The sequence below is a fragment of the Nocardia sp. bgisy118 genome (assembly GCF_057708605.1).
The window spans coordinates 13,779-32,320 of record NZ_JBYISM010000038.1 but is presented as its reverse complement, the minus strand read 5'-3'; the positions used below and the strand labels follow the sequence as shown (position 1 = coordinate 32,320).

The following is an 18,542-nucleotide window of genomic DNA, read 5'->3' as shown; positions in this document are numbered from 1 at the left end:
GGTGGCCAGGATTGAACACAAAGGCGCCCCGTCCGGGCACGGTTGCGTGGCCCTGACGACCTTTGCGCACGTGTCGAACAAGAGAGTGAAACAGGAGGGCCTTGTGGCACAGGCAACCTGGCTGCAAGCGGTGAGTGGCGAGGAGATCCACGCGCTCCGGCAGGATCCGACCAGCATCAACAGGCTCGACAAGCCAGACCACTACCGCACCCACTACGGGGCCGCGCTCAATTACTTCCTCACCGGGGAGGCTTGGCCCAGCCCTGAGGACCACGAACTGTGGCCCGTGGTCGGGGGCGCCGACAGCATCGCCTGCTCGACCCTGGAGAACGGGGCTTTCTCGGTGGTGTCGCCGGATCAGGCGACCGAGCTCGCTGCACGTCTCGCCACGGTTGACGTGTTGGCCGTCGAAACCGCTGTCAGGCAAGCCGATTTCGAGGAGTTGATCGACGAGCACGAAATCTACGAACTGGAGCTGATCACACCCGATGAAGGTCCGGGAGTCATCGTCGCCGAACTCGAGGGACTCACTGCCTTCTATGCCAAGACCGCGGAGTCCAAGCTCGGTGTCGTGATGTACACCACCTGACTACGCGGGCTTCCTCGAGGGATCCTGCACAGCCGCAGCCCGGCATCCACACGCCACCCCTGCACGTCGATCGAATCCCGGCGATCATGCGACACGGGCCGGAAAAGTTGAGCCACATGCCAGACACCTGAGTCGCTGTACCAGATTCATTGAGTTCGGACCAGATTCATCGATCCACGACATGCTCGCGAAAATCGAGATCGAATCCGGCCCGCGTCTCGACTGAAGGGGAGCCACTATCGTGCATTGAAACATCTTGTGGCCGAAGCAATGTGGGCCGGGAGGATCTGGTTCGGCTCAATGGACTCATTCCACCGAGCGCCGAACTCAGCGGATGCGCTGGTAGCGAAGGTAGACGACCCGGGAGCTCAGGGCCTGGGACTCGATCAGCCGCAGGTCGAGGGGTTCGGCGAGCGGCGGGAAGTACGGGGTGCCGCTGCCGAGGATGACCGGTTTGACGAACTGGCGGTACTCGTCGATCAGGTCCTCGGCGATGGCGTCCGCGGCCAGGCCCGCCCCGCCGATCGACACCACGCTCTCACCCGGCTGGTCACGAAGCCGGGTAACGGCAGCTCGAGCAACTCTCACTGCTTGTCCGTCAGAACCCGACCGCACATCGGATAGCGCCGCATCTGCGCTCCCGATGGACAGCGCGTCTCACAGAACCTCCGTGGTGACCAACTTCCGACCAGGGGTGTCCAATTTCTAAACACCGCGACGCAGCGAACATCGCGCACACTATGCCCATGAATAGCGAGAAGTGATCCACAACACACGGACGAGTAGGCTGAGTCTGGGACGCGGACCCGAAGCCGACAGATCGAACGGCATTCGGCACCGACTCCGGCACCGCGTGCTGGGCAAGGAGTAGGAACCAGATGACGTCATTGGAGTGCAACCGCGCACCCATGTCGGCGCTGCGTCGCGAAATCGAGCTATCGTGGCGGCGCTCGCAACTATCCGGCGTGCAGCCGGAATTCACTGGATTCGCCGATCTGTCGGTCACGGAATTCGACCCGCGCAGCAGGCTTCTCGACGCCGCGGCCCCGGTCCTCGATCAGATCGCGGCCACGCTCACCGGTACCGCATACAGTCTGCTGCTCGTGGATCGCGATTGCCGACTCGTCTATCACTGGTTCGATAATCCACGGGTCGAAACCGCGCTGGAAACGCTCGGAATCCGGGACGGCGCCAACCTGGCCGAGGACAGTATCGGCACCAATGCGCTCGGCACTGCGCTCGAAACGCGGCGAGGCATCATCATCAATGGCTCCGAGCACTACATCGAGCGCTTCAAAGGGCTCACCTGCTACGGCCACCCGATCCTCCATCCGGTCACCCGGCGGCTGGCGGGCGTCCTCGACATCACCAGCACCAATTCTCATGCCGACCCGCTACTCGCTCCGTTTCTGCAGCGCGCGGTGAACGACATCGAACATCGACTCCTCGACCAGGCCAAGGCATCGGAACGCGCGCTGCTGGCCGCATTCCAGACGATCTCACGGCAACGCCGGGCCGTCGCGGCCGTCGGGGACGACATCGTATTGACCAACAACAGCGCCGTCGATCTGCTCGGCCCGTCGGATTACGCCCTGCTGCACATGCTGGCAGAACAGGCGCCCGCACGCCCGCACAGCACGGACGTTCGCCTGGCTTCCGGCGCGGCGGTCCGCCTTCACATCGCACAGGTGACGGGGGCAGAAACCGGCATGCTTTTCCACTTCGAACCGATCGCCGACTTCGACGTCACCGTGGCGGCGCGGCCAGTTGTTACCCGGCTGGCCGACCACGCGCCGACCACCGCCGGACCGGTTCTGGTCGTGGGTGACCATGGCACCGGTCGCAGCACCGCGGCCCGTCGGCTGGCGCGCCCGGAGGAGGTGGAGTTCCACCAGTGTGCGGATATCGCGACGTGCGGCGAGCAGACGTGGGTCCGCCGACTGCAAGAGCGTCTTGCCCGCCCGGCCGGCGCCGTGTGCCTCGACGGTGTCGATGCCCTGCCGGAGCGGGTGGTCGATCAGCTGATCGGCGCTATCAAGTCCAAGCCCCGTCCCAAGATCATCCTCAGCTCACTTCCGCTGCGGGACGCGCACGGCGCACACGCCGCGCTGGCGGCACTGTGCGCGGAACGCGTGGAGATACCGCCGCTGCGTGATCGCATCGCGGAACTGCCCGCGATTACCAAAGACTTGCTGCGCGAACTCGATCCGGCCGCCGACGTCCGGCTCCTCCCGAGCGTGATCGAACTGCTGGCCGCCCAACCCTGGCCCGGTAACCTGCACGAACTCAAGGCCGTGCTGGCGCACATCCTGCAACACCGCCACCAAGGCGATGTCACGGTCCGCGACTTGCCCGACCGCTACCGTGTGGCGTCGCGCGCGCGGAGCCTGTCCGGTCGCGAACGAGCCGAACGTGACGTCATCATCGAATCGTTGCGCCGCTACAACGGCAACAAACAGAAGACGGCACATGAGCTGGGTATCAGCCGCACCACGCTGTACGCCAGGCTCAAGGCTCTACGTATCACCGACGGACAGCCACCGGTGCCACGATCCGGGTCTCGGTAGCGTCCGCCGCCTCATCTGGTCGCGTTTGTCCGTGCGGGGTCCGGTTTCGAGCGCCAGCCTTCGCCCAGGGCATTGTGAAGATACTGTCCAAAACTTGGACAGTCTCCGGAATCGGTCAGCCACTAACTTTGTCATCGAGGCGTTCGGACCGGCAATGGAGCCGCGTTTCCCGGCAACGATGCCCGGAACGTCAGGACAGTGACACCCAGTCATTGAGAATGTATTCGCATAGGCAGTAGTCGCTCTCCTGACGCCCCGAATGCCCGAACTTGTCCCGCAAAGGTTCTGCTGCCTCGTCCGGAAAGGTTGATCTGGCAGTCCGGGGTGACGGGTGATCGTGACTTACCGCTGATGCCGCCGGTGGCGATCCCGCCGCGGTGGCGAGCCAGAGGTGTTCGTCCGCGCGTGACTCCGAAGGAACGTCGAGAGCTGAAAGTTTATCTGCGTTGCGCCGTATCAGGAGGGTAGGCCATGATCGCCGAGGGATGGTTCCCGTCTGCAGGCGATATGCACCTGCGGATCTGGCTGGGTGGAGTGGCCTTCGACTATACGGCCACCGCCGTGGCGGTAGCGCATTTGATCCACGATTGCATGCGAAAGCATTGGTGCACAGTCGAATTGATCCATGAGGCCATCGGGGACTGTTGTCTGCTGCCGCGCCTACCCTGCGAACGGCTGTTCCTTGGGCCGTGACCGGCGGCGCCAAGCTGTTCGTCCTCACCCCGCCCTGCATCCGCGTGGCGACAGTGCTGCTTCCGGCTCGTCCAGCAAATACAGGCCGCTCGGGCGGTATCGGCGCCACCGGCTCGACATTCACGACGTGCTGAGCCGCGCCACCCCAACGTCGTGGTGCTCCGGACGTTCGTCAAGACGTACGGACTCGCCGCGCTGCGTATCGGGTACGGCGTCGCCGCACCCGACCTGGTCGACCGGATCGCGCGCTGGCAGCTGCCGTGCGACACCGACCGGATAGTGCGTCTGACCGCGGCACTGCCCCGGGGCATCGCGGTGAAATCCTACGATGGTGCTGGAGTCCGCATCACCGTCGCCGACCGATCGGCGTCGGACGCGGTGATGCGAATACTCGCCGGATGGGAGCCATGAACAGGTCGACAGCGCATACCTCCGTGGCGGCCCAAGAGTCCGCCTTCGAGATATCGCTGGCGCTGGACAATGGGCTGTGCTTCGCCATGTACGCGACATCACGCCTGGTTGCGGCGGCCTACCGGCCGTTCCTGGACCGAATGGGGGTGACCTACCCGCGGTGCCTGGTCCTTCTGGCGCCGTGGGAGCAGCCGGGATCGAGTATGAAACAGCTGTGCGCACGCCTGAGCCTCAACTACGGCACGGTGTCAGCACTGGTCGAACGCCTGGTTACGGCCGACCTGGTAGACCGCGACCCGGGCGGCGCCGACAAACGTGAGGTCGTGCTGCGTCCCACCGCGGCGAGCAGGGCACTCGAGGATCAGGTCAGATGCATGATCGAAACCGTCGCCGTTGATGTCGGACTGTCGCCACAGGATCCGACCTCCGGGACCAGATCAACGACCTCGCACGACGTCTCGCCGAAACTACCCGGCTGCGGACAGGGCGTATCCCCGGGAATACACACGAAAATCTATAGCCCCACGACGATATCGGCGTCCGCGGGCCTGTCCTAGAGGAGTTTGTCAATGTCACGGAACTTTAACGGCTCGAACGGTTTTCGCGCGCTGGGCCAGGCCTCGCTGGGCGCGCTGCTGGTCACTGCCGGCACCGGTCATCTGACGTTCCAGCGCCAGGAATTCCGGGCGCAGGTGCCGCACTGGTTGCAGCTGGACCCCGATGTTGTCGTCGTCGCGTCCGGGGTCGTCGAGATCGGCCTCGGCAGCGCGCTGCTCGCCACTTGGAAACAGCCTCGCCGCGCCCTTGTCGGCGGCGCGGTCGCGGCGTTCTTCGTCGCGATCTTCCCCGGCAACATCGCGCAGCTGGTCAACCACGCCGACGCCTTCGGTCTCGACACCGACACCAAACGTGCTGTGCGACTGGTCTTTCAACCGCTGCTCGTCGCGTGGGCGCTGGCGGCCACCGACAGCCGCCGCACCCTTCGGGAGTACCGCGCCCTGCGGAATCGCCGATCGGCGTAGCCGGGCTCGGGTGCAGATGGCCGATGTCGCGGCTGCCGAGGGAATTCGCCCCCTGCGGCTGCCGCCGAGGCCGACACGCGCCACAACTAAAAGGTGGCGGTGTCGATGACGAACCGGTAGCGGACGTCGCTGCGTAGGACGCGGTCGTACGCCTCGTCGATGCGGTCGGCCGCAATGACCTCGATCTCGGCGCCGATGCCGTGGTCGGCGCAGAAGTTCAGCATCTCCTGGGTCTGCGGCAGGCCGCCGATGAGTGAGCCGGCAACCGAGCGTCGCGCCGCGATCAGGGAGGAGGCAGGGATCTGCATCGGCCCGGGCGGCATACCCACCACGACCAGGGTGCCGTCCAGCTTCAGCAGGCTGATGTACTTCACCATCGGCAGCTCGGCCGACACGGTGTTGATGATCAGGTCGAAGTGGCCGCGCAGGGTGCGGAAGACGGTCTCGTCCGCGGTCGCGAAGTAGTGGTGGGCACCGAACCGCAGCCCGTCGTCCCGCTTGCTCAGCGACTGGCTCAGCACCGTGACCTCAGCGCCGAGTGCCGCCGCGATCTGCACACCGATGTGGCCGAGCCCGCCCATGCCGATGATGGCGACCCGCTTACCGGGCCCGGCGTTCCAGTGCCGCAGTGGGGAGAACAGGGTGATTCCCGCACACAGCAGCGGCGCGGCGTGCTCCAGCGCGATACCGTCCGGGATCGAGACCACAAAGCCCTGGGTCACCACGATCTGCGTCGAGTACCCGCCCATGGTGATGCCGCCGTCCTGCACCGACTCGGGAACCTTGTGGTTGTAGGTCCACGTCGCGCCTCGCAAGCAGTACTGCTGCGACCCGACCAGGCAGTTCTCGCATTCGCCGCAGGAGTCGACCAGGCAGCCGACACCGACTCGATCGCCGACAGCGAATCCGGTGACGTGTGACCCGACCGCGGCCACGATGCCCGCGATCTCGTGTCCCGGCACGCAGGGATAGCTGGTTCCCTGCCACTCATTGCGTGCGGTGTGGATGTCGGAGTGGCAGATTCCCGCGAACTTGACGTCGATCAGCACGTCGTCGGGCCCGAGTTTCCGGCGTTCGACGGTGGTCTTCTCGAAGCGGCCGTCGGGGGCGGTGACGGCATATGCGGTAGCGAGTGTCATGGAGTACGTACCTATCGGTGCATGGGCGCTGGTCGGCGTCGACCTCATTTGTTGATGTCGAATTCAAGTTCATATTAGCGGTGCCCTTGGGAGGCGCCCGCGCGGCGGCCGGGGCCGGGTGTTCCACTCGTGCGAGAGGTGTGCTGGTGTGAGACGCACTCCGTGCGGTGGGGTAGGGCGTCGTCGATTGGAGCCGAGGCCGCAGACTGGTGGGTAATGAAACTGCCTGAGCTTCCTGATCTGCCGGTCCGTGGCGTTCTCGACCGTATTGTCGAGACGTTGGCCGAGCGCAAGACTGCTGTGCTGGTCGCGCCACCGGGGACTGGGAAGACGACCTTGGTGCCGTTGGCGTTGGCGGCGAGGACTGCACAGCGGGTGCTGGTGGCTGAGCCTCGACGGTTGGCGGCTCGAGCCGCAGCTGCGCGGATGGCTTCTTTGCTTGGGGAGTCGGTGGGGGAGACCGTCGGGTACTCGGTCCGAGGGGATCGGCGAGCAGGGCGGGACACTCGGGTCGAAGTCGTCACGTCGGGGTTGCTGGTGCGACGGTTGCAGAGCGATCCCGAGTTGGCGGGGGTTGATGTGGTTGTGCTCGATGAGTGCCATGAGCGGCATCTCGACGCGGATCTGTTGTTGGCGTTGCTGCTCGATGCCAGGGCTGGGTTGAGGCCGGATCTGCGGGTGCTTGCTACGTCGGCGACTGTTGCGGCTGAACGGCTTTCGGCGCTGTTGGGTGGGGATCGTGCGGCGCCGGTGGTGCAGGTCCAGGGGCGGACCCATCCCGTGGATACGACGTATGTTGCGCCGTTGCCACGCGAGCGCGTCGAAGCACAGGTGGCACGCGCCACCCGGGCCGCACTCGTCGGAACCGAGGGCGACGTGCTCGTCTTCCTGCCTGGGGCAGCCGAAATCCGCCGGACGACAGCACTTCTGGCCGACGTGGACGGCGTGGATCTCGTTCCGTTGCACGGCAGACTTTCCGCCGCGGGGCAGGACACAGCGTTGCGGCCAGGGCCGCGGCGGCGAGTGGTGCTGTCCACGGCGGTGGCGGAGTCCAGTTTGACGGTGCCCGGGGTGCGAGCGGTGGTGGATTCGGGACTGGCTCGGGTCCCACGCATCGATCGGGGGCGTGGGCTGTCCGGGCTCGCGACAGTTCGAGTCTCGGTGGCGGTGGCCGAGCAGCGCGCCGGGCGGGCCGGGCGTGAGGGTCCGGGGCGGGTGTGGCGATGCTGGCCGGAATACGAGCACGGCACGCTGCCTGCCTACCCGGAGCCGGAGATTCGGACGGCGGATCTGACTCGGTTGGCGTTGGAACTGGCATGTTGGGGCACGGCTGACGGTCATGGCCTCGCCTGGTGGGATGCTCCGCCGCCCGGTGGGTTGGTTGCGGGCCGGGCTGTATTGCGCGCGTTGGGGGCCGTGAACGGAGACGGTGTTGTCACCGACCGTGGGCGGCGCATCGCTCGGATCGGGCTGCATCCTCGGTTGGCGCGGGCGTTGCTCGACGGGGCGGCCGAGGTCGGTGCTCGGGCGGCTGCGGAAGTGGTCACTGTCCTCGACGACGACACTCTTGCCTCCGGAGTCGATCTCACGGCTGGTCTGCGTGTGCTGCGGCGCGAGCGGCCGGCACGCTGGCGGCGGGAGGTCGAGCGGCTGGCACGATCGGTCGAGGCGTCGGACGGTGTCGACGATCCGGCTTACGTTGTCGCGCTGGCTCATCCGGAGCGGCTGGCGCGACGGCGCGGCCCGGGCTCGGCGAGCTATCTCATGGTCGGCGGCACTGCGGTGACGCTGCCGCCCGGCTCTGGAATAGGTGATGCGGAGTGGCTGGCGGTCGGCGTTGCGACGCGCGATCCGGGTCGTTCCGAGGGGTGGATACGGTTGGCTGCGGTCGCCGATGAACAGCTGGCCCGCCGTGCCGCATCGAGCCTGCTGACGACCATCGACGAGGTCGATTGGATCGACGGCGATGTGGTCGCTCGGCGGGTCGAACGACTGGGAGCGATCGTGTTGTCGGAGAAGCTGATTCGTGACCCCGATCGCCAATTGCTCAGCGCCGCGGTGCGTCGCGGACTGAGCGCGACCGGTCTCGGCCTGCTGCGCTGGGATTCCGATGCGATCGCCTTACGTCAGCGCCTCGACTTCCTGCACCGCACCCTCGGCGCCCCTTGGCCGCCGGTCGATGACGAGTCGCTGCTCGCCGCCACCGACACCTGGCTCGGCCCCGAACTTGCCACTGCCCGCCGCCGCGCCGACCTCGAACGCATCGACGCCGGACAGGCACTGAGTCGCCTGCTGCCCTGGCCGGACGCCGTCCGGATGGACGAACTGGCGCCGGAACGATTGGAGGTTCCCTCCGGCGGCCACCCCCGCCTCGACTACTCGACCGACCCGCCGGTGCTCGCGGTCAAAGTGCAGGAAGTCTTCGGTTGGACAGACGCACCACGCCTGGCCCATGGCCGCGTCCAGATCGTGCTGCACCTGCTCTCACCCGCCCAACGCCCGGTCGCGGTCACTACGGACCTGGCATCCTTCTGGCGCACCGGCTGGCCTCGAGTCCGCGCCGACCTCCGCGGTCGCTACCCCAAACACGCCTGGCCGGAAGACCCCACCACCATGCCCGCCCACCGTGGCACTGCGCGCAATGCCGGGCGCGGCTAGCCAAGCCCCCACGCTGACCCCACGTTTTGGCTGTGCGCTCATTCGCCGCAACGAGCCGGCGTAGCCAGGGGCGAGTAGCGGCGTCTCGCCTGAGCGGGTATGCAACAGATGCTTGATTCATTGCACCATTTGTGAGTATGTTGCATCCATGAGTGGTCCCAGTCACAGCAGTCCTGGAGGCGATCAGGCGATCGACGTCGCCCGTCGCCAGTTCCTCGCCGGCGACCGGTTGGACATGCAAAAACTCGCCGCTGAACTCGGGGTCGACCGGTCGACGCTGTTCCGCTGGGTCGGCAATCGCGACCGGCTGCTCGCGACCGTGCTGTGGTCGCTTGCCGAGCCGACATACCGCGCCGCGGTGGCGTCGACCACGCGCAATGGTGCCGCCCGGATCGCCGACGCGACAGGCGCGTTCGGCCAAGCACTCATCGAAGCACCGTATTTCCGCACGTTCCTGCGTCGGGAACCCGAACGCGCGCTGCGCCTGCTCACGACCAAGGAAAGCCCGGTCCAGCACGAAATGGTCGGCGCCGCAGAACGTGTGGTGCAACAGGAACTGGACCGCGGCCACCTCACTCATCCGATGTCGGCGCGTGACCTGGCCTACCTCATCGCGCGCATCACCGAATCCTTCATCTACGCCGATCTCATCACCGGAGACGACCCCGACGCCGCGAAAGCCGCCATCGCGGTGGCGGCGTTGCTCGGCGATGCCACCTATACACCGAAAGGGACTTCGTCATGACTGCGCGCGGGTACTGCAGCCCCGAATTCGTCGAGCTGCGAACCGAGTTCGAGAAGAACATCGCTTCGGGAAAGGAGCTGGGGGCGTCGGTAGTCGTCGACATCGACGGCGATGTCGTGGTCGATCTGTGGGGCGGGTTCTGCGACAGCGAACGAACCCGACCGTGGAAGTCCGACACCATCACGAACGTGTGGTCGTCGACGAAGACGGTCACGAGTCTGGCGGTGTTGATGCTGGTGGACCGTGGCCGGCTCGATGTCCGCGCACCGGTCGCGGAGTACTGGCCTGAATTCGCAGCCCATGGGAAAGACCGGATCGAGCTCCGCCATCTCCTTTCGCATACCTCCGGTGTCGCCGGATGGGAGCCGCCGTTCGGCATGGACGAGCTCTACGACTGGGAACTGGCGAGCTCCCGCCTGGCCGGCCAAGCTCCGCGGTGGGAGCCGGGAACCGCATCCGGATACCACGCACAGAACTTCGGCCAGTTGCTCGGCGAGGTCGTTCGCCGAGTCACCGGCAAGACGCTCGCCCAATTCGTCGCCGACGAGATCGCCGGACCGCTGGGCGCCGACTTCCAGATCGGCGCTCGCGAATCGGATTGGCCGCGTATCGCCGAAGTCGTTCCGCCGCCGCCGCTTCCAATCGACCTGACCGTGCTTCCCGAGGACAACCTGACACGACTCGCCCTCGGCACTCCGCAGCTCGATGCGGCCGCCGCGAACACCGCGTCATGGCGGCGCGCCGATCTGGGCGCCTACAACGGACACGGCAACGCCCGCTCGCTCGCCCGCATCCTTTCTGTCATCGCCCGCGGCGGGACAGTCGACGACATCACGTTGTTGACACCGGGCACGATCGACTTGATTTTCGAGGAGCAGTCCAACGGAAACGACCTCGTGCTGGGACTTCCGTTGCGCTTCGGCATCGGTTACGGCCTTCCGCAACTGGTCAGCCTCCCCTACATCCCGGACGAACGGATCTGCTTCTGGGGCGGCTGGGGCGGATCGATGGTCGTCATGGATCTCGACCGTCGCATGACCGTCACCTACGCGATGAACAGGATGGGTCCCGGGATCATCGGTTCGCCGCGCAGCGAGGCGTACCTGCGCACGATCTATCGGCTGGTCGACGCCTGATCGTCGTACACACTGGCCTTGCGGAACGTCACGCCCGGTGCGTACGCCGGGCGGCTGGGCAGTATCGACGTACGATCACCGGCGCGATACACGCATCGTCGGAACGGCCCGCGGTCGCGCGTGCTGCGGCGCGGATACACAGTGGTCTCGTCCTTCGCGCAGAGATAGCCGTTGTTCGGGTGGACAATGGGAGAATGCACCCGCACGGGACGTTGCCCGGCTCGGGAAAGGGTCTGAGCAGAGCCGAACTGCTCGCCGCGATATCGCTTGCGATCGACCTCGGTCTGGGTCAGCCGATGGAACACATGCTTCGGTCGTCCTTGATCGCGACACGGATCGCCGATCGGATGAGGCTCGACCGGCAACAGCGGGCGACCGTGTACTACGCCAATCTGGTCGGGTGGATCGGTTGTCACGCCGACTCCCACGAACTCTCGGCGCTCTTCGGCGACGACATCGCCTTCCGGGCCGACACCTACACGGTGGACATGACCGGCCTGCCGTTTCTGCGGCTGATGACGAGTCATGTCGGACGCGGATTGCCGGGCTGGGAGCGCGGCATCCGTGCCACTGCCTTTCTGGTCACGGCTCGCAGCCAGGTCGCCACACTGATCCAGTCGCATTGCAGTTCCGCCGGGGTTCTCTCCGATCGGATGGGCTTGGACGAGCAGGTCGGAAAGGCGCTGGCCCACACCTTCGAACGCTGGGACGGCCGGGGGCTGCCCAACGGTTCCCGCGGAGACGATATCCCGGTCGAGATCCACATCGCTCACGTCGCAGACGTCGTCGAGGTGCACCTGCGGACGGGTGGGCTCGAGCACGCGAAGGGTGTTGTCCGTTCTCGGCGCGGCAGTCAGTTCAGCCCAGCCGTGGCGGCGGTGTTCGATCGCGACGCGGCGGCGATCGTGGACGGGTTGCTCGAAATCGACGTCTGGACAGCAGCATTGGCCCAGGCACCGGATCGTGACCGAACCCTGACGGCCGAGGAGAGCGACGAGTTACTCGAGGCCATGGCTGATTTCGCCGATCTCAAATCTCCATTCACTCTGGGGCATTCGCGTGGCGTCGCGAACCTGGTGGCCGGGGCAGCTCGACACCTGGGCATGTCGCCGTCGGACATCACGCATCTCTACCGTGCCGGCCTGGTGCACGGCCTTGGCAAAATGGGAGTGTCCAACCGGATCTGGGAGAAGAAGGGGCCGCTCACTACGGCTGAATGGGAACGGGTACGGATGTATCCGGATCTGACCGGTCGGATACTGGGTCGAGTCAACGGCTTGGAGTCGGTGGTGCCCATCGCGATGAAGCACCGGGAAAGGATCGACGGGTCCGGCTTTCCCCGGGGGATCGCCGGCGCGGAGTTGACCGCGCAGGACCGGCTGCTTGCCACGGCGGACGCTTATCAACGACTGCTCGAGCCGCGTCCCGACCGGCCGCCGCTCGATCCTCGCGGCGCTGCCGATCGGTTACGAAAGGAGGCGCGCGCCGGACGCCTCGACGCCGAGTCGGCTGCGGCCGTGCTTGCGGTGGCCAGTCCGCGGAGCTCGCGGCGGACGCCCTGGCCGGCCGGGCTGACCGACCGCGAGGTCGAGATCCTGCGACTCGTCGCGCAGGGCCGATCGAACAGAGAGATCGCCGCCGAACTGTTCATCGCCGAGAAGACGGCACGCAACCACGTCGAACGTGTCTACGCCAAGCTCGGCGTCAACAACCGCACGCAGGCCAGTCTCGCCGCGATCGACCGGGGTCTGGCGGGGTTCCCGGTCAATGCGACCGTCGGAAATTGAAGTATCCGCTGCGCCAGGTAAATCAGCTCGGCAACCGTGCCTTCATCGCCGGGATGCGCTGGGCCGGGACCGCCGGTCCAAGACCCATATCGTGGCCAGCATGAGGGCAACGGCAAACGAGGCGAGCGCGAGGAGACTGGCGCCGGTGCCTCCGTGGAAGGTGTCGCCGTAGGCGGACATGGCAGGCAGCGTGGTGGTGTACCGCTCGACATCCAGATCGCGACCCAGCGCTTCGAACGCGTGGCGGTTGGATAGGCCGAGACTCATCAGGCGTCCCGGGAGGGCCATCTCGTCGACGGGGACGATGGCGCCACCGAACAGAACCTGAGGGAAGCAGAGCATCGGCAGGGCGAGGGCGGCCTGCGCGGCGTTGGAGACCGCGGCCGAGGCGAGCAATCCGAGGGCCAGTGCCGAGGTCGCCTCGATCACAATCGTCACGAATAGGAAGGCGGACACGTCCCATCCCACGGCGGGGAGCCGACCGAGCGCCCGCAGCACACCGAGAAGCACCGCGCTCACTCCAGCCAGCACCGGAAGCAGCGCTGTCACCTTGGATGCCACGTAGGCGCTCACACTGAGCCCGGCCAGGCGCTCCCGCCGGAAGACGGCCATCTCCCCGACGATCTGGAGCAGGCCGTACGTGAGGCCGAAGAAGAAGCCTGCGAACGCGATCCAGAACACGATCTGGACCGGGCCGAGGTCGGCTTCGTTACGCGGATCGAACGCGTCTCGCTGGAACAGCGTCGCCATCATCGCAGTGACCAGCACCGGTGAGCCGAGCAGGACCGCCAAGGTCAGCCGGTTGCGAAGGAGAACATCGACATTGCGTCGTGTCAGTAGCCACCATTGCCGGACCATGTCTGTGCGCTTGACGTCGGAACGGGTGGCGGGGATGGGCAGTAGCGCCGAGCCAGGCCGGGTTGTCGACCTCCCACCGCTGTCCGCGAATCGCTCCGCCCAGATCTGAGGGGTGTGCTCACGAGCCAGCCGGTCATACACCTCGGCGAGATCCTCGACGCCGAAGTAGCGCCGAGCCTCGGTCGGGCTGCCGGTGAAGGCCAGGTGGCCGTCGCGCGCCAGGAACACCACCCGGTCACACCGGTCGATGCCGGTCGGCTCGTGCGTCGTGAGGACGACTGTGACTCCGCGCTGGCTGAGTCGGCGCAGCAGGCGCATCACGTCGGCTGCGGTCGACGGATCGAGCCCGGAGGTGGGTTCGTCGAGGAAGAACAGGTGTGGCCGGGTCAGTAGCTCCACGGCGATACTGGCCCGCTTGCGCTGGCCGCCGGACAGCGCACGGACCGGCACCTCGGCCCGATCAGCCAGGTCGAGGTCATGCATGGTCTCCTCGACTACCCGGTCCGCCTCGGCCGCCGATGTGCCTGCGGGCAGCCGAAGCCGCGCCGCGTAGCGCAGCGTGCGGCGCAGGGGCATCTCGAGATGGATGATGTCCTCCTGGGGCACGTAGCCGATACGGGAATCGGCGCTGACTCGGTCCCCGCGAACGACGCCGTCATGCCGAACCTCCCCGGCAGACGGTGGTCGCAGTCCCGCGAGGATCTCCAGCAATGTGCTCTTTCCTGCTCCACTGCCGCCGGCAATGGCGACCAACTCGCCTGGTTCGACCGACAACGACAGCTCTTGGAGAATCTGCCGCGCCCCGACACACCGGCTTACGTTGACTGCATCGATTCGCCCGCCGTCCGGCACTCCAGGTGTGTGATCTGAAATGGGCGTACCGAACCGCTCGACGGTCGGTGATTCGAATGTCAATTCGGTCATGACCGGTGATCTCCGTGATTCCTGAACTCGCTTCGTCATGCCCTGATCATCGGTCCGCCGCCGCCGTGGTCGCATGAGGCGTTTGCCTCAAATCGCGCCCTGGCTGTGCCAGCGCCCACCAGGAAGCATCGCCTCACCGGGCAGCGGGAAAACTGGCTCCGTGGTTAGATCGGAGACCCTCGGAACAGCGGATTTCGTTGGGGAAACAAGACGGCGCCGCAGCAGGTCGCTCTGGAGGAGTTCGACTTCGCCGCGAGCCCGAAACTGCCCTCTGCGCAGATCCGTGACCTGGCAGCGCTGCGGTGGCTGCCGATCGGTGAGTCGGTCATCCTGACCGGGCCGGTTGACGCTGGATAGCGCGTCATCTTCGCTCATGCTTCCGAAGCATTGTTCTGCGATGCCGCGATCCATGCTGCGATCTGTGCCCGGGAGGTGAACCCCAGCTTGGTCAGCAGGTGCTCGACGTGTCCTTGGGCGGTGCGTGGTGAGATGACCAGGCGAGTGGCGATCTCCCGATTGGTGAGCCCTTCGGCGATCAGTTCGGCGACTTGTCGTTCCCGTTTGGTCAGTTTGCGACCGGCGCTGTCTGCGGGTGCGGGAGGGGCGTGTTCACCCAGGGCGTAGGCGATCGCGGCGTCGAAACTGAGCGCGGCGCCCTCCCTTTGGGCTGCAGCGTATGTCTGCTCGCTCATTGCCTGGCGAGTCCGGCGCTCGGACTCTTCGTGGGGGACGAGCAGGTCGGAGTACCAGCTCGGCGAAGCGCCCACCGACCGGTCGATATGATCAGCGGCTGCCATCAGCACGACCGCACGCTCGACATCCTGTTGGTCGTTGGCGATCCGCGCCAATGCGCGTAGGCACATGCTCGTGTTCGTGCGGTCGTTCACCGTCCGGCTCGCCTGCAGTGCCCGCGCGAGTAGTCGAGTCGCCCGCGCGAGGTCGCCCTGCCGACACGACGCCACCGCCAGCGACCACAGCACGTAAGGGCGGTACATCGTTTCGCCGTGCTTTTCGGCGATGGCGAGCGCGTGCTCGTAGCACTCGACGGCTTTTTCGGTATCGTTGCTCAGTTCCTGGGTGAATCCGAGGAGTGTCAACGCGTGGACTCGGAAGAAGACGTTGTCGAGTTTCGTATACGCCTGGACAGCCTTCTCGAGGTACGGGCTTGCGGCAGAAGGTTTTCCGCTGAGTATCGCGAGAATTCCGTCGGCGAGGTCGATGTGGGCGCGGGCAAACGGGGCGGTGGTCTGCTCTACGAGCGGGCGCCCTTTGCGCACGAGACCCTCGACCGCGGGAAGGTCACCTTGTACCGCCGCTATCATGCAGGCGGCGTAGATCGCCGCGGCCTGGTCGATGGTGAGTTGGCCGGTGCGGCGAGCCAGAAGACGGTCCAGCCAGCGGCGCGCCTCACTCAGCGAGCCTTGGGAGTACCAGAACGGCCAAATATCGGCGGCGATCCGAATCCCGACTTCGGGGTTGTCGGAGACGCAGAACTCCAGCGCCTGCCGCAAGTTCGGCTGCTCCCGACGCAACCGGGAGATCCACTCGAGCGCCCGGTTACTGGGCCAGTTGGCATACGCGTCGAGGGCAAGCCGTTCGTACCAGTCGCGGTGGCGGCGTCGGTACTGGAGGTATTCGCCGGTCTCTCTTGCCTTTTCGTGACCGTAGTCGCGCACGGTGTCGAGCATCCGGAATCGGACCGCGGCACCCGACTCCTCCCGGATCAATATCGACTTGTCGACGAGGGAGGCCACCGTGTCCAGGAAATCCTCTGCCGTGGGATCGTCGCCGCAGACGTATTGGGCGGCCTCGAGTTCGAAGCTTCCGGCGAACACCGAGAGCTGGGCCCATACTCGTTGTTCTGTCGGGGTGCACAGGTCGTGGCTCCAGTCGATGCACATGCGCAACGTCTGTTGCCGTGGCGGGGCGGTCCTGCTGCCGCGGGTGAGCAATGCGAATCGATCGGTCAGCCGCTGCAAGATCTGGTCCGGCGACATGACTCGCAGCCGGGCTGTCGCCAGCTCGATCGGCAACGGCAAGCCGTCCAGCTGTCGGCAGATCCCGGCGATGGTGGCCGTGTTGTCGTCGGTGATCTCGAAGCCCGCGACGGCCGTGGTTGCCCGTTCGGCGAACAATCTCATCGCGTCGTTTCGGGACGGGCTCCTCGGTAGCCGGTCGGGATCGGGAACGGCAAGCGGGTGTACCGGCAATACCGCTTCTCCGTCGAGGCCGATCGGCTCGCGACTCGTCGCGAGAATTCGCAACCCGGGACACGCGCGAAGCAGTGATTCGGCGAGCTCGGCGACCGCGGCGACCATTTGCTCGCAATTGTCCAGCACGAGTAGCAGTTCCCCGTCGGCCAGGAACTCGGCGAGCACCTCGCGCAGCGGCCGCGCCGATCGGTCCTGCAACCCCAGCGCGGCCGCCACAATGCTCGCCAGCAGCGACTCGTCACGCACCTCGCCGATCTCCACAAAAGCCACACCGTCGGCGAACTCACGCTGCACGTCGGTGGCCACCCGCACCGCCAGCCGCGTCTTGCCCACCCCACCCATCCCGGTCAACGTCACCAATCGCGCGGTCGACAACGAGTTCTTTGCTTCGGTCAGCTCGGTGCGTCGATCCACGAAACTGGTCAGCTCCAACGGCACCCTCCCCGGTCGAGAACTCTGCGACGGTCGGCGCTGATTCGACACTGTCGAGGAAGACTTCCCGCGTGTGGGTGGCGTGGGTTCGTGCTCGGCTTCGGACGGGGTATGCAGAGCCATCTCATCGACGGGAAGTCCATGGTGGCGTTGAGATGCCTGGAGTTGCTCACCCAGTTCCGCGGCGGACGGGCGGCTGCGCGGATCGCTGCCCATGGCACGTTCGACGATCGCGCTGACATCCGCGGCGATGCCCTGCTCCCGCAGATCCGGGACCGGCTCGGAGGTGATCCGAACGAACTGCGCCACCAACTGCTCACCGCTGCGACGTTCGAAAGCGGCATGACCGGTGATCGCGGCGAACAATGTCGCGCCCAAACCGTAGACGTCGGTGGCGGGACTCGGTGACTGGCCGGCGACCACTTCCGGCGCGGTGAAAGCCGGCGTACCCGTCACGATGCCGGTGCCGGTGACGAAACCGCCTGCGAAATGGGCGATTCCGAAGTCCACCAGCGTCGGCTCGTCGTAATCGGTGAAAAGGATGTTCGCGGGCTTGACATCGCGATGCAGAACCCCGAAGCGATGCGCCGTCTCCAGAGCCCCGGCCAGCTTCACCCCGAGCCGCAGCACCTCCTGCAACTCCAGCGGCCCGTCGCTGCGGATCCGCGCGTCGAGGGAACCGCGCGGGTAGTACGGCATCACGAGAAAAGGCCGACCATTGCCGGTCACATCCGCGTGGAGGACGTGCACGATATTGGGGTGCCCGGTCAGCCTGCCCGCGGCGCGTTGCTCGCGGAAGAACCGCGCCCGATTGTCCTCGTCGAGACCGGTGGTGAGCAGTTTGACCGCCACCACGCGGTCGAGCTCGGCCTGCGTGCACCGGTAGACGGCACCGAACCCGCCGCGGCCGATCTCCATGGCGTCGTCGAACCCGGCCGCGGCCAGTTCCGCCGCGACCGAGCCAGACGCGTCGCGTTGCGTCGCGAGCGGATCGGCGCCGGTCATCGACCTATACCGATTCACCCGATCCACGCCATGGCAACAGCATCATTGTCCTGCTCGCCTCTCGATGACTACTTCGAGGATATCGCCACGGTAGTAACTGCGGGCCCCACCGCCGCAGTCGACGGCACGTGAAGACTGATCACTGCGCGGCATCCGAATTTCGACCCCTTGTCTGTTCGCCGAGGCTATAACCCGAGTCAGGGAGGACGAAAGGGGTGCTTGCCGCATGGTGGGTGCGGAGTCGAGCCATAGCAGAACCTGCAGGTCGGCGATGTCGAGTCGGTGAGCGATGGCTTCGGCAACGAACGCGGCGGCCAGGTTGTGCTGAATGAGGGCTGATTGTTACAGATGTTCGTCGGGCTA

General features: G+C 66.1%; 13 protein-coding genes and 2 pseudogenes. 11 read left to right on the top strand and 4 right to left on the bottom strand.

All coding sequences use genetic code 11. The features are described from left to right. Nucleotide 1: 1 nt before the first annotated feature. Nucleotides 2-589, top strand: coding sequence for a DUF1877 family protein (locus AC3EO7_RS33705; RefSeq protein WP_431971550.1), 588 nt, complete (start codon nt 2-4; stop codon nt 587-589). 327 nt (nt 590-916) lie between these two features. Here AC3EO7_RS33705 and AC3EO7_RS33700 read toward each other — a convergent pair whose 3' ends face one another. Next, nucleotides 917-1,177 carry a dihydrofolate reductase family protein gene (locus AC3EO7_RS33700; RefSeq protein ID WP_431971549.1) on the bottom strand — a complete coding sequence of 87 codons (261 nt, stop codon included), beginning with the start codon at nt 1,175-1,177 and terminating at the stop codon, nt 917-919. Nucleotides 1,178-1,464: 287 nt separating this feature from the next. Here AC3EO7_RS33700 and AC3EO7_RS33695 point away from each other — a divergent pair. The 5 genes and pseudogenes from AC3EO7_RS33695 to AC3EO7_RS33675 form a co-directional block, all read left to right on the top strand. After that, nucleotides 1,465-2,256 (top strand): annotated as a pseudogene (locus AC3EO7_RS33695) (sigma-54-dependent transcriptional regulator family protein); the annotation flags it as partial. Nucleotides 2,257-2,298: 42 nt separating this feature from the next. Beyond that, nucleotides 2,299-3,156, top strand: coding sequence for a helix-turn-helix domain-containing protein (locus AC3EO7_RS33690; RefSeq protein WP_488186311.1), 858 nt, complete (start codon nt 2,299-2,301; stop codon nt 3,154-3,156). An 846-nt stretch (nt 3,157-4,002) separates the two neighbouring features. Further along, nucleotides 4,003-4,260 (top strand): aminotransferase class I/II-fold pyridoxal phosphate-dependent enzyme, encoded by a 258-nt coding sequence (locus AC3EO7_RS33685; RefSeq protein ID WP_431971547.1) that lies wholly within the window; start codon nt 4,003-4,005, stop codon nt 4,258-4,260. Next, entirely contained in the window at nt 4,248-4,817 is a 570-nt protein-coding gene (locus AC3EO7_RS33680; protein WP_431971546.1) for a MarR family winged helix-turn-helix transcriptional regulator, read from the top strand. The genes AC3EO7_RS33685 and AC3EO7_RS33680 overlap by 13 nt, the downstream gene beginning before the upstream one ends. Nucleotides 4,818-4,829: 12 nt before the next feature. Beyond that, nucleotides 4,830-5,282: a DoxX family protein gene (locus tag AC3EO7_RS33675; RefSeq protein WP_431971545.1), complete on the top strand. Its 453-nt coding sequence runs from the start codon at nt 4,830-4,832 to the stop codon at nt 5,280-5,282. An 86-nt stretch (nt 5,283-5,368) separates the two neighbouring features. Here AC3EO7_RS33675 and AC3EO7_RS33670 read toward each other — a convergent pair whose 3' ends face one another. Further along, nucleotides 5,369-6,421, bottom strand: a complete 1,053-nt coding sequence (locus AC3EO7_RS33670) for an NAD(P)-dependent alcohol dehydrogenase (protein WP_435593413.1) — start codon at nt 6,419-6,421, stop codon at nt 5,369-5,371. A 216-nt stretch (nt 6,422-6,637) separates the two neighbouring features. Here AC3EO7_RS33670 and hrpB point away from each other — a divergent pair, with 216 nt between their 5' ends. From hrpB to AC3EO7_RS33650, 4 genes are all read left to right on the top strand, one after another. Next, nucleotides 6,638-9,079 carry an ATP-dependent helicase HrpB gene (hrpB, locus tag AC3EO7_RS33665; RefSeq protein ID WP_435593412.1) on the top strand — a complete coding sequence of 814 codons (2,442 nt, stop codon included), beginning with the start codon at nt 6,638-6,640 and terminating at the stop codon, nt 9,077-9,079. A gap of 148 nt (nt 9,080-9,227) precedes the next feature. Then, a complete protein-coding gene (locus AC3EO7_RS33660) occupies nt 9,228-9,824 on the top strand; it encodes a QsdR family transcriptional regulator (protein ID WP_431971542.1) in 597 nt (198 codons plus the stop codon). Then, on the top strand, nt 9,821-10,960 hold the full coding sequence (locus AC3EO7_RS33655; protein ID WP_431971541.1) for a serine hydrolase domain-containing protein: 1,140 nt from the start codon (nt 9,821-9,823) through the stop codon (nt 10,958-10,960). Before AC3EO7_RS33660 ends, AC3EO7_RS33655 begins: the two co-directional genes overlap by 4 nt. A 194-nt stretch (nt 10,961-11,154) precedes the next feature. Then, nucleotides 11,155-12,747, top strand: a complete 1,593-nt coding sequence (locus AC3EO7_RS33650) for an HD domain-containing phosphohydrolase (RefSeq protein WP_431971540.1) — start codon at nt 11,155-11,157, stop codon at nt 12,745-12,747. Nucleotides 12,748-12,789: 42 nt separating this feature from the next. Here the strand turns inward: AC3EO7_RS33650 and AC3EO7_RS33645 are convergent, their stop codons facing one another. After that, a complete protein-coding gene (locus AC3EO7_RS33645; protein WP_435593411.1) occupies nt 12,790-14,604 on the bottom strand; it encodes an ABC transporter ATP-binding protein/permease in 1,815 nt (604 codons plus the stop codon). Nucleotides 14,605-14,751: 147 nt separating this feature from the next. Between AC3EO7_RS33645 and AC3EO7_RS33640 the strand changes: the two are divergent. Next, a pseudogene (locus AC3EO7_RS33640) lies at nt 14,752-14,883 on the top strand (ATP-binding protein); the annotation flags it as partial. Between the two features lie 17 nt (nt 14,884-14,900). On the opposite strand, the gene AC3EO7_RS33635 reads toward AC3EO7_RS33640, so the two are convergent. Next, nucleotides 14,901-18,179, bottom strand: coding sequence for a protein kinase domain-containing protein (locus AC3EO7_RS33635; protein ID WP_435593410.1), 3,279 nt, complete (start codon nt 18,177-18,179; stop codon nt 14,901-14,903). Between the last annotated feature and the right edge of the window lie 363 nt (nt 18,180-18,542).

What these genes read in the sequence shown, in the direction of transcription:
- AC3EO7_RS33635 (WP_435593410.1), bottom strand. Translation starts at nt 18,179, where the DNA reads ATGACCGGCGCCGATCCGCTCGCGACGCAACGCGACGCGTCTGGCTCG.
- AC3EO7_RS33645 (WP_435593411.1), bottom strand. Translation starts at nt 14,604, where the DNA reads ATGCGACCACGGCGGCGGCGGACCGATGATCAGGGCATGACGAAGCGA.
- AC3EO7_RS33660 (WP_431971542.1), top strand. Translation starts at nt 9,228, where the DNA reads ATGAGTGGTCCCAGTCACAGCAGTCCTGGAGGCGATCAGGCGATCGAC.
- AC3EO7_RS33670 (WP_435593413.1), bottom strand. Translation starts at nt 6,421, where the DNA reads ATGACACTCGCTACCGCATATGCCGTCACCGCCCCCGACGGCCGCTTC.
- AC3EO7_RS33680 (WP_431971546.1), top strand. Translation starts at nt 4,248, where the DNA reads ATGGGAGCCATGAACAGGTCGACAGCGCATACCTCCGTGGCGGCCCAA.
- AC3EO7_RS33655 (WP_431971541.1), top strand. Translation starts at nt 9,821, where the DNA reads ATGACTGCGCGCGGGTACTGCAGCCCCGAATTCGTCGAGCTGCGAACC.
- AC3EO7_RS33650 (WP_431971540.1), top strand. Translation starts at nt 11,155, where the DNA reads ATGCACCCGCACGGGACGTTGCCCGGCTCGGGAAAGGGTCTGAGCAGA.
- AC3EO7_RS33675 (WP_431971545.1), top strand. Translation starts at nt 4,830, where the DNA reads ATGTCACGGAACTTTAACGGCTCGAACGGTTTTCGCGCGCTGGGCCAG.
- AC3EO7_RS33690 (WP_488186311.1), top strand. Translation starts at nt 2,299, where the DNA reads ATGCTTTTCCACTTCGAACCGATCGCCGACTTCGACGTCACCGTGGCG.
- hrpB (WP_435593412.1), top strand. Translation starts at nt 6,638, where the DNA reads ATGAAACTGCCTGAGCTTCCTGATCTGCCGGTCCGTGGCGTTCTCGAC.